The sequence below is a fragment of the Paenibacillus sp. FSL M8-0228 genome, assembly GCF_038007385.1.
In the GTDB taxonomy this organism is placed as follows: Bacteria; Bacillota; Bacilli; order Paenibacillales; family Paenibacillaceae; genus Paenibacillus; species Paenibacillus polymyxa_D.
In genome coordinates this window covers 5,833,950-5,847,837 of sequence record NZ_JBBOXA010000001.1, presented here as the reverse complement: position 1 = coordinate 5,847,837, position 13,888 = coordinate 5,833,950, and the positions used below count along the sequence as shown (strand labels likewise).

12 protein-coding genes are annotated in these 13,888 nt (G+C 48.8%); 11 read left to right on the top strand and 1 reads right to left on the bottom strand.

Translation table 11 applies throughout. From position 1 onward, the window contains the following. Positions 1-184: 184 nt before the first annotated feature. Complete coding sequence (locus MKY98_RS26450; RefSeq protein ID WP_029518946.1) at positions 185-1,471, top strand: adenylosuccinate synthase; 1,287 nt, start codon at positions 185-187, stop codon at positions 1,469-1,471. 146 nt (positions 1,472-1,617) lie between these two features. On the opposite strand, the gene MKY98_RS26445 is transcribed toward MKY98_RS26450, so the two are convergent. Then, a protein-coding gene (locus MKY98_RS26445) for an IS1182 family transposase (protein WP_341011439.1) occupies positions 1,618-2,978 on the bottom strand; the annotation gives its coding sequence in 2 pieces (ribosomal slippage) (positions 1,618-2,411 and positions 2,411-2,978; 1,362 coding nt in all). A gap of 279 nt (positions 2,979-3,257) precedes the next feature. Between MKY98_RS26445 and MKY98_RS26440 the strand changes: the two genes are divergently transcribed. The 10 genes from MKY98_RS26440 to MKY98_RS26395 all read left to right on the top strand — a co-directional run bounded on the left by MKY98_RS26440 (position 3,258) and on the right by MKY98_RS26395 (position 13,727). Then, entirely contained in the window at positions 3,258-4,082 is an 825-nt protein-coding gene (locus MKY98_RS26440) for an ABC transporter permease (protein ID WP_069012367.1), read from the top strand. Positions 4,083-4,135: 53 nt separating this feature from the next. Next, entirely contained in the window at positions 4,136-5,167 is a 1,032-nt protein-coding gene (locus MKY98_RS26435; RefSeq protein ID WP_029518944.1) for an ABC transporter ATP-binding protein, read from the top strand. Between the two features lie 98 nt (positions 5,168-5,265). Then, positions 5,266-6,435, top strand: a complete 1,170-nt coding sequence (locus tag MKY98_RS26430) for an extracellular solute-binding protein (protein ID WP_025723151.1) — start codon at positions 5,266-5,268, stop codon at positions 6,433-6,435. Positions 6,436-6,437: 2 nt separating this feature from the next. Then, the gene (locus MKY98_RS26425) at positions 6,438-7,280 is read left to right on the top strand and encodes an ABC transporter permease (protein ID WP_029518942.1); all 843 of its coding nucleotides are present in this window, start codon (positions 6,438-6,440) and stop codon (positions 7,278-7,280) included. Positions 7,281-7,311: 31 nt separating this feature from the next. Then, positions 7,312-8,826: a hypothetical protein gene (locus tag MKY98_RS26420; RefSeq protein WP_069012366.1), complete on the top strand. Its 1,515-nt coding sequence runs from the start codon at positions 7,312-7,314 to the stop codon at positions 8,824-8,826. After that, entirely contained in the window at positions 8,823-9,290 is a 468-nt protein-coding gene (locus tag MKY98_RS26415) for a hypothetical protein (protein ID WP_069012365.1), read from the top strand. Before MKY98_RS26420 ends, MKY98_RS26415 begins: the two co-directional genes overlap by 4 nt. After that, positions 9,283-10,290: a CehA/McbA family metallohydrolase gene (locus tag MKY98_RS26410; protein WP_029518939.1), complete on the top strand. Its 1,008-nt coding sequence runs from the start codon at positions 9,283-9,285 to the stop codon at positions 10,288-10,290. The genes MKY98_RS26415 and MKY98_RS26410 overlap by 8 nt, the downstream gene beginning before the upstream one ends. Positions 10,291-10,317: 27 nt before the next feature. Further along, a complete protein-coding gene (locus MKY98_RS26405) occupies positions 10,318-11,034 on the top strand; it encodes a GntR family transcriptional regulator (RefSeq protein ID WP_029518938.1) in 717 nt (238 codons plus the stop codon). Positions 11,035-11,181: 147 nt separating this feature from the next. Beyond that, on the top strand, positions 11,182-11,838 hold the full coding sequence (locus tag MKY98_RS26400; RefSeq protein ID WP_069012363.1) for a hypothetical protein: 657 nt from the start codon (positions 11,182-11,184) through the stop codon (positions 11,836-11,838). A 365-nt stretch (positions 11,839-12,203) separates the two neighbouring features. Next, positions 12,204-13,727: a M23 family metallopeptidase gene (locus tag MKY98_RS26395; RefSeq protein WP_069012362.1), complete on the top strand. Its 1,524-nt coding sequence runs from the start codon at positions 12,204-12,206 to the stop codon at positions 13,725-13,727. Positions 13,728-13,888: the final 161 nt, after the last annotated feature.

Genomic DNA, 13,888 nt, shown 5'->3' with positions numbered 1-13,888 from the left:
TCAACGCAGTGGGGAGAACATTACGCCCGGGGCTTTCCGAACCTACGGAATGTCTGCGACGGACGTTTTTTCCTGCTGTCCGAGAGCGCTCCATATCTGCTCGCTCAGGCGGTTGAAGTCGGATATGCGTAGTGTGTCAGCTCAAAATCAGAGTGTCTGTGGGCACTCCACGGAGGAATGAAACATGTCAACTGTAGTCGTTGTGGGAACACAATGGGGAGACGAAGGCAAAGGTAAAATCACGGACTATCTGGCGGAAAGCGCTGAAGTAGTGGCCCGTTACCAAGGCGGAAACAATGCTGGTCATACGATTCTCATTGACGGTAAAAAGTACAAGCTGAGCCTGATTCCATCCGGCGTTTTTTATGAAGATAAAAAGTGTGTTATTGGCAACGGCATGGTCGTAAATCCAGCCGCTCTTATTGAAGAAATTACTTACATTCATGATAATGGTTTTTCCACAAAAAATCTGGTTATTAGCGACCGTGCACATGTGATTATGCCGTACCATATGACGCTGGATGTGCTGGAAGAAGACCGCAAGGGTCCTAACAAAATTGGTACTACCCGTAAAGGGATCGGCCCTGCTTATATGGATAAAGCTGCACGTAACGGTATTCGTATTGCTGATTTGCTGGATGCAGAGGAATTCGAAAAGAAGCTGCGCCATCAAACGAAAGAAAAAAATCAAGTGATTGAACAAGTATATGGCGGCGAGCCATTGGATGTAGAAGCAATACTAAAACAGTATCTGGAATATGCTGAATTTATCCGTCCTTATGTAGGAGATACATCTGTCGTGTTGAATGATGCAATTGACGCAAATCAAAAGGTACTGTTTGAAGGTGCGCAAGGCGTTATGCTTGATATCGACCAAGGTACGTATCCTTACGTTACGTCCTCCAACCCGTCGGCTGGCGGCGTATGTATTGGTTCCGGTGTGGGTCCATCCAAGATTCAACAAGTCATCGGTGTAGCTAAATCGTATACAACTCGTGTTGGCGATGGACCCTTCCCAACTGAGCTGAACGATGAAGTCGGCGATTACATTCGTGAAACAGGTCATGAGTACGGTACGGTTACAGGTCGTGCTCGTCGTGTAGGCTGGTTTGACAGCGTCGTTGTGCGCCATGCCCGTCGTGTCAGTGGATTAACGGGTCTTTCCCTGAACTCGCTGGACGTATTGACTGGCCTGAAAACGGTGAAAATTTGCACAGGTTACAAGTACCGCGGTGAGGTGATTACGCATTATCCGGCTAGCCTGAAAATGCTGGCGGAGTGCGAAGCGGTATATGAAGAAATGCCAGGTTGGAGCGAAGACATCACTGGCGTGAAAACGCTGGAGGAACTGCCTGAGACTACACGCAATTACGTACAACGCGTGTCTGATCTGACAGGTATCCCAATTGCTATTTTCTCGGTTGGGCGTAATCGTGATCAAACGAATCAGGTGCTTCCGATTTATTTGTAGGACAAGAATGATATAGCTATTAATACATGTTCAAAGAGAGAGGCTGTTAGCAGCCTCTCTCTCAGATTGTCGAGAAACCCCGTCATTTTGAGACGTGGGTTTCTTTTTTACATCATAATGCTCTGGTCTCTGGAGAAGCAGGGGGGTTACCCCTGTTTCTCCAGGCGATCTAGGTGGATCGCCATCTTCTTCATGTTCTGCACGGCTGCCGTCATAAGGGCTTGTTCCCTGACGTTTGGAAGACCGCGCAAACGGCAATAGCGAAACCCATGGAGCTCTTTGGCATCCGCGAAGCTTCGCTCAATCGTCTCTTTTCGTTTGCGGTACAGCTTTTTACCAGATGGGCTCAGCCGGTTGCTCCGTACCCACTCTTTGCTGTCTTCCCAGACATGCCGAGTCACCACTTTGCGGTGGTTTCGAGACTGGGTACACTGACTTAGCAGTGGGCAATGCTGGCACTGAGCTGGGTCAGAGGCATACTGCCGGTATCCCTTACGGTCCGTCGTTCGGTAGGGCAGTTCCTGTTGGGCTGGGCATCTATACGCATTGCGTTTGGCATCGTATTCAAACTTCCATTTCGGAAACAGTCCTTGTCTGGGATGGAATCTTCGGTGAGCAATCACGGCAAAAATCTTTCGGTTCTGCAAACCTCGGCAAATCGGCGTTGTTAAATAACCTGAATCTAGTGCAACAGCTTCTACTTGAAAACCAAAACGTTCTCTTTGGCGATCCAAACGGGACAAATAGGGGACAGAATCATGTACATTCCCCGGTGTCACATGCACGTCCGTAATCAGATTGTACTTCATATCCACCGTGCGGTGGTCCAGATAGAAGAAGCCTTCGGGCTTGCCATCACGGATCATATAGCCGCTGTCCGGGTCTGTTTTGCTCACTTTAATTTCTTTTTCTTCGTTCACTTCCTCTCGGGATTTTAAGGCTTTTTTCCGTGGTTTCTCCGGTCATCCTTCACCGCTTCGTTCAGCTCGTCCATATAGTCTTTAGTATTCTGCAACACTTGTTCTTTGGTGTACTGGTGCCTGTTAGCATTGGCTTTGACGTGTGTGGAATCGGTGACGAGAACACGCCCACCCACCATTCGGTGAGAGATCGCCTGCAGCACAATTTCATCGAAGATATCTTGAAAGATCGTGGTGTCTTTAAAGCGAGTACGACGATTCCAGCTAATCGTCGTATGGTCCGGAACTTTATCCGTTAAGCCCAACCTCAGAAACCAACGATAAGCTAGGTTCGTCTGAATTTCTCGCTCGAGTTGCCGTTCTGAGCGAATGCCATAGAAATAACCGAGAAAGATCATTTTAAACAATACGGTAGGATCAATGGCAGGACGCCCGTTGTCTGCACAATACAGTGATCGAACTTTATCATCGATAAACGAAAAATCGATATACTTATCTACTTTGCGGAGCAAGTGATCTTGAGGAACCAGATCTTCGATGGAAACAAATTCGTAGGATTGTTGTTTTTCGCGGTTGGAGCGTAGCATATCAACACCATCCGTTCTACAATAGTTACCTATATTATACAACATTAACGCGGTGTCGTCTTAAACAAAATTAACATAAAATAGGCTGTCGAGACTTTCTCGACAGCCTGAGAGAGAGGCTGTTAGCAGCCTCTCTCTTTTTTTATTCTGTGAAGTGTTAAATGGTATCTTTCCCTTTACATAATCTTATCTTCCTTGTCGATTTGTGATAACAAACCCTCTCTATAATCCAAATAGAAAAGAGATTTGGACGTCTAGACGTCTTGAGAGGGATGAATTATGAACTGGTATCTTCGCTCACTCGGCACACGCAAAATTGTTGAATTCATCGTGCTTATCATTTTCGTCATCTTTTTCCTGGGGCCTCTGACCAATCTCCTCCTCTTGGCGGTTTCAGGAAAATGGCAGTATCCTGCACCGCTCCCGCAGAGCTTGTCACTGGAATGGTGGAAGTTTGTACTTACCCAGGATGATGTAGTCAGCTCGATTTCCCTATCCTTCCTGATTGCGATTACCGTTACGGTCTGCTCCATTATCGTATGTATTCCTGCTGCTTATGCCTTTGCACGAATTTCTTTCCCGCTCAGTAAGTGGTTCCTTTTCTCATTCCTGCTTACGCATGCTTTTCCGAAAATGGGTTTGTATGTGTCCATTGCCGTGCTATTCTACCAATTCGGTTTGATGAACACTTTTGCAGGCATTGTGCTCATCCATATGGTAAACACACTCATGTATATGACCTGGATTCCATCCTCTGCCTTCCGCAGCGTACATCGCGCACAGGAGGAGTCGGCGCGGGATGCTGGAGCCGGACCCTTTCGGGTGTTTTGGAAAATCACCTTTCCTATGGCGCTGCCCGGCATTGTGGTCGCCTCCATCTTTACTTTTCTTGCTTCACTGGATGAAGCACAAGGGACACTCCTTGTCGGAACGCCGGACTATAAAACAATGCCAGTCATCATGTATTCCATCATTGCTGATTATCCGAGCACAACAGGTGCTGTTTTCTCAGTCATTCTAACCCTGCCAACGATCATTCTGCTATTGGCAGCCAAGCGTTTTGTAAGTGCCGATGTACTGGCAGGCGGATTTCAGGTGAAATAACGTAATTGGTCAAAAGAGGAGTTTGCAAAATCCTGAAAAAGGAGCCTAAGCTAATGCCCATTCAATTATCCATTCAAGAGTTAACCAAGCGCTTCAAGACAGGAGACGGAGTCAAAGGCATTTCACTTGACGTGATGAAGGGAGAGCTGGTGACACTGCTGGGACCTTCCGGCTGTGGTAAAACAACCGTGCTTCGCTCCATTGGCGGTTTTTTGGACCCGGACAGTGGCGACATTCAGATTCAGGGTAAAAGCGTACTCAAGCTGCCGCCCGAAAAACGTCCGACGGCTATGGTGTTCCAAAGCTATAATTTGTGGCCGCATATGACCGTGTATGACAACCTGGCTTTCGGGTTGAAGATTCGAAAGGTGAAGAAGACAGAAATTGACCGTCAGGTGAAGGAAGCGCTAGCGCTGGTTCGGCTAGAGAGCGCAGAGCGTAAAACGCCGGGACAGCTCTCGGGAGGTCAGCAGCAGCGGGTAGCACTCGCTCGGGCTTTGCTGCTAAAGCCTGATGTATTGCTGCTGGACGAGCCTTTTTCCGCGCTTGATGCCAAATTGCGCATGGAGATGAGAGAGGAGCTGCGTGATATTCAGACCCAGACAGGAATGACGATGGTGTTCGTCACCCATGATCAGGAGGAAGCGCTGTCCATTTCCGACCGAATCGTCGTTATGAATGCGGGCCGGATTGAGCAACTTTCTTCGCCGCAGGAGATTTATGACAAGCCACAGTCCCTTTTTGTAGCGGGTTTTATTGGCCGTATCAATTTATTAAAGGGGGTGAGCACAGGTCGCAGTGTCTCTGTGAGCGGAATACCGTTTGCACAAGAGCATGAATACACAGGTGAATCCATGGTTGGTGTAAGACCAGAGGATATTGTTCTGACGACGGAAGAAAATGGTTCTCTAGCCGGAACAATCAGACAAGTGATGATTCTAGGGCATTATGCGGAAGTTTCGCTGGATAGCGGTACCCATCATCTGAAAATGTTTGTGCCGCGTGAACGAGCGGCCGAGCTGCGCAGTGGAGAGCACATCAGATTCAGCTTCAGTAAAATAGTTACTTTTCCAGCAGCACAGTGAAGATTCACGATCAACCTCTATATCGCATCAATGTCCGTCACGAACGCATCATCTGATGATGCTGCGAACTTGTGCAACTATCTAAAGGAGGCAACAACGTGTTTGGGAAAAAGAATATGGGTCTGGTTTTGGCAGGGGTACTTAGTTTATCGTTGTTGGCTGGTTGTGGTAACGGCGGTAATGCCGCCACGGCTACAGGGGAAGCCAAGTCTACAAAAGCGGGGGCCGCTACGGGAACGACGGAAATTTCCTTGTACACTGGAGGGTCTCTGAACGTCAAAGAGCTGTGGGAAACGTTAATCAAGGACTTTGAAGCTAAAAATGATCACGTTAAGGTCAAACTGGTGTATTTGCCAGCAGGGACCGGAGGCGCATCTACACTGGATCGCCTGATTGCAGCCAAGAAAAGCGGGCAAACCGATACAGATATCGACCTGTACGAAGGCAGTCTGGATGACATCACCAAGGGGGTAGGCGAGAAACTGTGGGAAACGGTTGACGCTGCCAAGGTTCCAAATTTGAAGAATGTTGATGAAACATATCTCAAGCAAGTCAACAATCAGGCCATTCCATATCGTGCCTCTTCGGTTGTCCTTGCCTATAACAGTGCAAAAGTAGCGACGCCTCCGAAAACAGCCGACGAGCTGTACACGTGGATTCGCCAGCATCCAGGCAAGTTTGCTTATAACGATCCGTCTACGGGTGGGTCAGGCAGCTCGTTTGTGAACACGGTGATCTATAATTTCCTTCCGCCAGAGGCGATGAACAGTGATGATCCGGCAAATATGAAGAAATGGGATCAAGGCTTCTCACTGCTTAAGGAGCTGGGCCCTTCAATGTACCAAAAAGGAGTCTATCCTAAGAAGAACCAAGGCACGCTTGATATTTTGGCGAGTGGAGAGGTTGATATGGTTCCAGCCTGGTCTGATATGGCACTCGAGCAGCTGGCTAAAGGGCTGCTTCCGGACACGGTGAAGCTGACACAGATCGATCCTGCTTTTACAGGGGGACCCTCTTATCTGATGGTTCCTTCGCTCTCCTCCAAAAAAGAAGCCACTCAGGAATTCTTGAATTATATACTGACGCCTGAAGCGCAAACGGTGGTTATTAATAAAATGTACGGCTACCCGGGGATTAAGTGGAATCTGATGCCAACGGAGCTGCAGGAGAAATTCAACAGTGTATCTTCTGGATACCGCAGCTTTAACAGCGGAGAGCTTCAGCAGGAAATTTACAAACGCTGGCAAAGTGAAGTAGCGGGCGGTTGATCATGAGTTCATTGTCCAAAAGGGGGATGCTGGGGCTTGCCCTGGTCATCCCATCTTTTCTCATTTTGCTGGTCGTCGTTATTATTCCGATTCTTTATGCCGTGAAGGAAAGCTTGATTGATCAATATGGAACGGGCTACGGGCTGGCCAACTATATTCGGCTGTTCACGGAACCTGCCATGCGTAGAAATATCATGTATACCATTAGTGTCACGCTAGTCTCGACGGCCCTTACTCTGGTCATCAGCTATGCTTTGGCGATTTATCTAAGATTCGGCAAAGGGGTTGTCGTGAAGTGGATAGGCCGGTTGTATTTTATTCCGATGTTTGTTCCCGGTGTAATTGCAACGTATGCGATCATTACCATGTATGGCAATCACGGTTGGGCTGCACGTCTTTTGCTGCCGCTTGGAATTGAAACGATCCCGAGGATTATTTATGACTACAAGGGTCTGGTGCTGGCTAATTTGTGGTTCAACATTCCGTTCGCAACCATGCTGCTCAGCTCGGCACTTGCCAGCATTCCAAACGCTGTCGTCGAAAGTGCCAGAGATGCTGGAGCCAGCACGATGCAGCTGTTTGGTCGCTTTATTTTACCCCTTTCCTATAAAACGATGTGGGTTGCGGTGACCTTCATTTTCATGGGAATCATGGGCAGCTTTACGGCTCCCTTCCTGATCGGTGCCAACTCACCACAAGTGTTGGGTGTTGCGATGCAGCAGGTGTTTTCCAGCTATCAGGAGACGCATACGGCCAGCGCAATGGCAGTATTTATGTTTTTACTGTGTTCTTTTATGGGCTACTTTTATATTCGGACAATGGTGAAGGATGCGGATGCCAGCTAGACTGCCGTCATACACTAAGGAGGTTACAGGGATGAATAGCCAAGCAGAGGTACAAATTACCGGGTTTAGTGGGCGAGTGTGGGAAAAGGATTTGCTGGATTGCGGTTATCGGATTGCCTTACACAAAGCGGAGGTTGAGCTCAGCCCGGGAAACGGGTTCCGGTTTAGGTTCTCCATGCCAGAAGACGGATACGCGGAGCTTGATCTGTTCGCCAGATCAGACAGTGACTGGGCTGCGACAGATCGAGAATCTGCCTTCGTACGCCTCTACCTGAATGAAGCCTATAATCAGGATGTCATTTTGTACTATGGCAGCAGTCAGGGAGTGTATACCCGTTTGTTGGGATACCTAAAAGAAGGCGATTACGAGGTCTATGCTGAATTCCGCGAACTGGAATCGGCTCCGCTTGTATCTCGAGCATGGATTGACGGGGTTGAACTGCGCTGCGTGGCTGATTCCTCTCCAAGATCACTGATTTATCGCCATACCCCGCTTTTATATGGCCGCAATCTGTCACATCCCTATGAGAATCGCTTTACGGATACACCACTTGTTTTGTTCTATTCCATAGAAGTGAACGAGGGGAAGACGGTCATCGAATACCAGATGATGTTCAGCCATGAAGATGAGGGAACGCCCGCGCCGCTGCTTATGAGCAAATGGGGAAGAACCACCGATATCGAATGGATGTACCGCGTCGAGCTAGATGCAGGGGGCAATGTTCTGGAAGCTGTTTTCCAGGGGGCACATCATATTACGACTGCGTTTAATGGCAGTTATGATCTGGGTGGCCATCCTGTTCTCCAATCCGCAACAACCAATGGAAACTTTAAGGATGACATTTCATCGGACTATCGTTTTATGCTGCCGCCTGCTTTCCAGTGGAAACCAGAGGAAGAGCCGCGTGAGGCGGTCATGAGCCGTTTTCCTTTTGCCTATCAGGTCACTGGGTGGGAGATGGAACGTCAGCAGGAGCTGGAAATGCCGTCACAAGCGTCTTCCATTGCACTTGCACACCAGCGTAGCTATGTGTTTATCCAGACTTCCAAACGTCCCTTACGGGATTCAGGCAGAGAATCGTCTCCAGGATTCAGGCCGGGCTTCAATCGGCGCGAGGAAGATGCATGCGTCGATATCCAGCTTCGTCTTCACGGCTCGGAGCAGTGGTATTCATCATGCCACCATGATCTGAGACTCGGGGAGTTTAGAGCCGCTTATGAGGGGGCAGAGTCACATTTTTCTACCACGGTCAAGCTATCTGGAGAGGCTGTGCTTGAGGATATAGCTGAAATTAGAGCCGTATTGCTGGAAGGCGGTGCGGACAGCATGGAAGTGGCTGGACTGTGTGCCTTTACGTTAAACGAGGATAATCTCCCGCAGTTTCCAGGTATTCATACAGACCGGGTGATTGAGCTGACGCGGCTTCAACCCGTAGGTGTTTTATGGACAGCCGACAAAGACGTGTCGGGTGATGAAGGACATCCTGTGAATGATATGGTGAAGCAAGTTGTGGATGAACCGTCCAGCCAGGATGGGCAGTCATGAGCAGGCTGCTGTATGTGGAGGGAACGGTCGATAGAACCTGCACCCAGAGCCATATTACGTACTCCTTCCATATTCCGCAGCCGACTGAAACGATTCGTATTCACTTCTCTTACACGCCCAAGTTATTGGAGGATCAAGAGCAAGCACGAGGAATCATTGAGGAAAGCATGTGCAAATACGGATACGACGAGTCGGGGCATTCATCCGATCTATGGAAGAAGTATATACCGCTGCAAAATTTATTAACGCTGTCTGTCGATGATCCTGTCCGTCACCGGGGAAATGCGCACCGTCCCGAGATGCAGCAGGAGCATTGGCTCGGTTCGTCTGCGGCTTCGCCGGGGTTCCTTGCAGGAGATCATCCGGCGGGCATGTGGCGGATTACGGTCAGTCTGCATGCCGTTGTGACCGAGACGCTTGCCTACCAAATTCATGTATTGGGGGAGGAAGCAGCATATGCTTAAATGGATTCCAGCTGAGCTTCACACCCATACGCTTCACAGCGACGGCAAGCACACGCTGGAGGAGCTTGTTCAAAGCGCAGTGGATCTGGGACTTGAATGCATCGCTATGACGGATCACAACACGCAATCGGCACTTGCGGATCAGGAAGGGGTTCAGCGGCAGTTCGGTCTCCCGATCATTTCAGGGATGGAGTGGACGACCTTTTACGGGCATATGCTGACGCTTGGGGTTGACCGCTTTATCGACTGGCGTGTGCTGGGGCCAGATGACATTCATGAGGGGATTCGGCAGGTGCATGAGCAGGGAGGCATTGCAGGGATTGCCCATCCGTTCAGGATCGGAAGTCCGATCTGTACGGGGTGCTTTTGGGAGTACACGATTCAGGATTGGCACGAGGTGGATTATATAGAGGTCTGGTCAACGCTGATGCCATCTATTAAGCGGGATAGCCAGCGGGCGTTTGCCATGTGGACCGATTTGTTGAATCAGGGGTATCGCATCACTGCCGTAAGCGGTCGGGACTGGCATGTATCTAAACCGGATGATTCACTTCCGGCTGTTACATATCTGGGGGTTCATGATGAAGCAGAAGAGCGAGAAGGTTTAGAAGGCCGGGCAGTTGAGGCGATTCGCCACGGTTCAGTGTCAGTTACGATGGGACCGCTACTGACGATGTGGGCGCAGATTAAGGGCAGAGAACATCGTTATCACATCGGCGAATGTATAGAGCTGACTGTAGAGGATCCACTATCTGTGACGGTTCAATTGAATGTAGAAGCAAGAGCAGCCCATTATAATCTCAAGCCTCAGAATCTTCGTCTTCTGCTGACAAGTAGTCAAGGCATATGCTCGGAGATTCAGATCCCTGCCCAAACAGGAGAATATACGCTGTCATTGCAAGACCCGCTAGGAAAGGGCTGGATACGAGCGGAGCTTTACGGCTGCATGGAAGACTGCGTGATGATGATTGCTTTTACGAATCCGATTTATATGGCTTAACACAATAGAAAGGCTGGGCTTCGGACGGTGTCAACAAAACAAGAGAACATAAAGCGGCGTATAGAAGAATATATGAAGGTTAATCAAATGGGTCCGGGGGATCGGCTGCCGTCGGAAACTGCACTTTCCCAATCGTTTCGTGTCTCGCGTACGACGCTACGGGGAGCTATTCGCCAACTGGAATCGGAAGGTAAGTTACTAGTAAAACACGGGAGTGGCACGTTTGCGACTTGCCCGCTACCGAGTATTCCAAGCTCGCTGGACCGCCTGTACAGCATCGGGGACATGATTCGTTCGGCAGGGCTACGGGAAGACGAGCAGCTGGAATCCATTCAGAGAATTTCGGTTTGTCCTCCTGATATTGCCGAACAGATGAGATTTTCCGAGCATGAGCCCATGATTGCTCTAGAGCGTACACGTACTGCCAACGGAGAGGCTGTAGCCCACTCTATAAACTGGATGCCAGAGAAATTAGCCGCTCCCATTTTGGAAGATGACTCTTTTTCAGGCTCGCTTTTTCAGAGTCTTGAGTTCAAGGCGGGGGTACGAATTGTTGGAGCCTATTCCGAGCTTACCGTTCCAAACTATGACGACGCACATATGACACGTCTGCTGAAGCATCCGCAGGCTACGGTATTACTATTGAAGCAGCTTCACTATGATGAAATGAACAGGCAGGTGCTGTATTCCCTCGATTATGTCCGCAGTGACATTTTTCGTTTCTGGGTGCGTCGTACACGCTAATTCAATTAGAATGTGGCATCTCCTATTGAATGGTGCTAGTTTTACATATTTCATGGGTTAAAAATCGTCATATCTCGTCAATACTGATCTATATGCACTTCATGATGATACACACATGGCAGGATGCGTATAAGGAGGTAACGGGATATGAGGTGGCTTGGATGGCTGCTCAAAAAAGGAATGACGGTCGTGTTGGTTAGCGCACTAACGCTGGCAGTGACAGGTGTAGTCGTTAATGCTTATGTTCAATCGCTGCTACGGCAGTTTAACATTCAGCTTGATCAACAGCCCATATGGGGATTGGGTTGGCTAAAAGGCAGCGCGGGCACTGACCAAAGCACAGACACGGGGAAGAACAAGACGACAGGAAGTGGCTCGGGAAGTGTAACACCGCCTGATGATGCGTTGCCTGTCATGGGACAGGGCTTAGAAGAAAGCGGAAGTGAGGCAGGTGGCGCAGCCAATGGCAAGGTATCTCAGAAGGGGGCTGTGTCGGCCGGAACATCAGGCAACGAGTCACGGAAGCAGGCAGAAGGTACAACTACACCCGAAACGAGTATTGAAGGCCATGATTTAGTGATTACGCCCGACCATTTGACAGAGAAGAAGAACAACTTACCGGCTGCACAGAAACAGGAAATTTTTGCAATTCTGATGAATAAGCTGCCGCCGGAGGAGATGCAGAAAATATCAGCCGCGATGGAAGGCGGTCTCACTGAGCAGGAGCTTCAGGATATTCAGCAGGTGCTTGCGAAGTATTTGACCAAAGAGGAATATAACAAGCTGATGGCTTTGCTTAAATAAGTATTTTACAAAAATCCAATAAGCGACTTCCAATGAACTAGATATAGAGCGAAATGGATTAGTTTGTCTAGATGAATTCATGGGCAATGTTTATGCTCAAAATAGGACTGTAGAATCCGCGCCATGCGCGGATTTTTTTGCGTGTCAGGAAGTAATTGGGGTGTAGTTGAATTCTTTGTAAAGGCTATGTTAAAGTAAACAGTGTTGTGAAAAGGTTAAATTTTTGAAACCTTTTACGCAACTATGCAATGGTAGATAGCGACTAATATCATAGATGCTTGTGAATACAGGCTAGATTCATAGTGTGAAAGACCAATAATGAACGCATTTATATAGAGATAAGATATGCTGAAAAGGAGAGAGTCATGAAGGTTTTGAAGGAGCAGGATTCACCAGACAGCAGGAATGCAGCTTCCAACGTTGCAGATAAGCCTGCTGTGGAAGCGGGGAAATTAGCAAAGTGGTGGAACGGTCGAAGAAAATGGCTGAGCTGGACGGCAGGCGGTGTGGTGATTGCAGGCAGTCTTATTTTTGCAAGTAATCAGTATGTCGGGGCTAACACAGTTCCTTATTATAAGGTGTATGTAAAAGGCGTCGAGGTCGGAAATATCTTGAATGAGCAACAACTTAAACAGCTATACGCAACGAAGAGCAAACAGTATAAGGATAAGTATCCCGGCGTGGATATGGTGCTCAATACGAACGCGGTAACGACAGATATTGAGAAGGCATATAAAGCGGATATTGACAGCGCAGCTACGCTGAAGAAGCTGGATGGTATGCTGACAGCGTATGCCAAAGGGGTAGAAGTGAAGGTCAACGGACAGACGGTTGGCATTGTAAAGGACAAGGCGACTGCACAGGCGGCTTTAAAGCAAGTGCAGAAGAAGTACACACCTGTGGGTGAGGGTACATCTTCAGGCATCAAGGGGCTGGTTCGCAAAACATCCGTGGGCAGCAGCCATGCGAGTGCTAGTACTAAAACCCCCAAAGCATGGCTGGAGTCTGCCAGTATCCGTGAGAAAATCGCGTACGAGCCTGTGAAAGCAGACCCGAACAAGGTGCTGACGGAGGCAGAAGCAGTCAAAGTGTTGACTGAGGGGCGTGAGGCTCCTATCACGTATACAGTGCAAGAAGGCGATTCTCTGTCGTCGATTGCAACTAAATTTAATATGACCGCTTGGGAGATTAAGCAGAACAATCCCGGCTTGCGTGAGCTGTATTTGCAAATTGGGGACGAATTGAAGCTTACTGCTCCGAAGGTTCCGGTTACGGTGCGAACAGTAGAGAAGGTCGTCGAACAGATTGCCATCGAGCCTGAGGTTGAGATTCGTCAGAGCGATGAACTGAAGGCAGGAGTTACCAAAGTGGTCAGACCGGGACAAGCAGGCCTTAAAGAGATGGACTATCGTTTGACCAAGGAGAACGGTGAGGTCGTGCAAGAGGAATGGCTCGGTCAAAAGGTGCTGCAGCCGTCTATTACTGAGGTGGTTCTTAGAGGAACGAAGGTTGTGGGAGAAGGCTCAGGGCAGTTTGCTTGGCCGGTGTCCGGCGCATCGATGTCGAGTAGCTTTGGCGCACGTTGGGGACGTATGCATGAGGGTGTCGACTTGGTCGGTAGTGCTGACATTCACGCATCAGATGAAGGCGTGGTATCATTTGCAGGTCAGCAGAATGGATACGGCAATGTCATTATGATCGATCATGGCAACGGCTACCAAACCGTGTACGGGCATTTGAGCAGTATTGGCGTTCATGTAGGACAGGTGGTTCAGCAAGGCGAGTCGATCGGGGTCATGGGGAACACAGGGCGCTCGACCGGGACGCATCTGCATTTTGAAATTCGTAAAGATAATACGCCACGCAACCCAATGACGTATTTAAGATAGGTTGGATGTTTATAACGAGAGTTACATGATTTATGAGGATCAATGAGAAAGGCCATGTTTTTCTGCATGCTTAACAGTAGGTGCAGGCATGGTTTTTTTCTGCGTGAAGAAAAGAGCCTGGAGAAGTAATGGAATGGCGCACGGGTATGATAGAATAGAAT

Coding starts and splice junctions, on each gene's coding strand:
- MKY98_RS26450 (WP_029518946.1), top strand. CDS start 185: ATGTCAACTGTAGTCGTTGTGGGAACACAATGGGGAGACGAAGGCAAA.
- MKY98_RS26440 (WP_069012367.1), top strand. CDS start 3,258: ATGAACTGGTATCTTCGCTCACTCGGCACACGCAAAATTGTTGAATTC.
- MKY98_RS26435 (WP_029518944.1), top strand. CDS start 4,136: ATGCCCATTCAATTATCCATTCAAGAGTTAACCAAGCGCTTCAAGACA.
- MKY98_RS26425 (WP_029518942.1), top strand. CDS start 6,438: ATGAGTTCATTGTCCAAAAGGGGGATGCTGGGGCTTGCCCTGGTCATC.
- MKY98_RS26420 (WP_069012366.1), top strand. CDS start 7,312: ATGAATAGCCAAGCAGAGGTACAAATTACCGGGTTTAGTGGGCGAGTG.
- MKY98_RS26415 (WP_069012365.1), top strand. CDS start 8,823: ATGAGCAGGCTGCTGTATGTGGAGGGAACGGTCGATAGAACCTGCACC.
- MKY98_RS26410 (WP_029518939.1), top strand. CDS start 9,283: ATGCTTAAATGGATTCCAGCTGAGCTTCACACCCATACGCTTCACAGC.
- MKY98_RS26400 (WP_069012363.1), top strand. CDS start 11,182: ATGAGGTGGCTTGGATGGCTGCTCAAAAAAGGAATGACGGTCGTGTTG.
- MKY98_RS26395 (WP_069012362.1), top strand. CDS start 12,204: ATGAAGGTTTTGAAGGAGCAGGATTCACCAGACAGCAGGAATGCAGCT.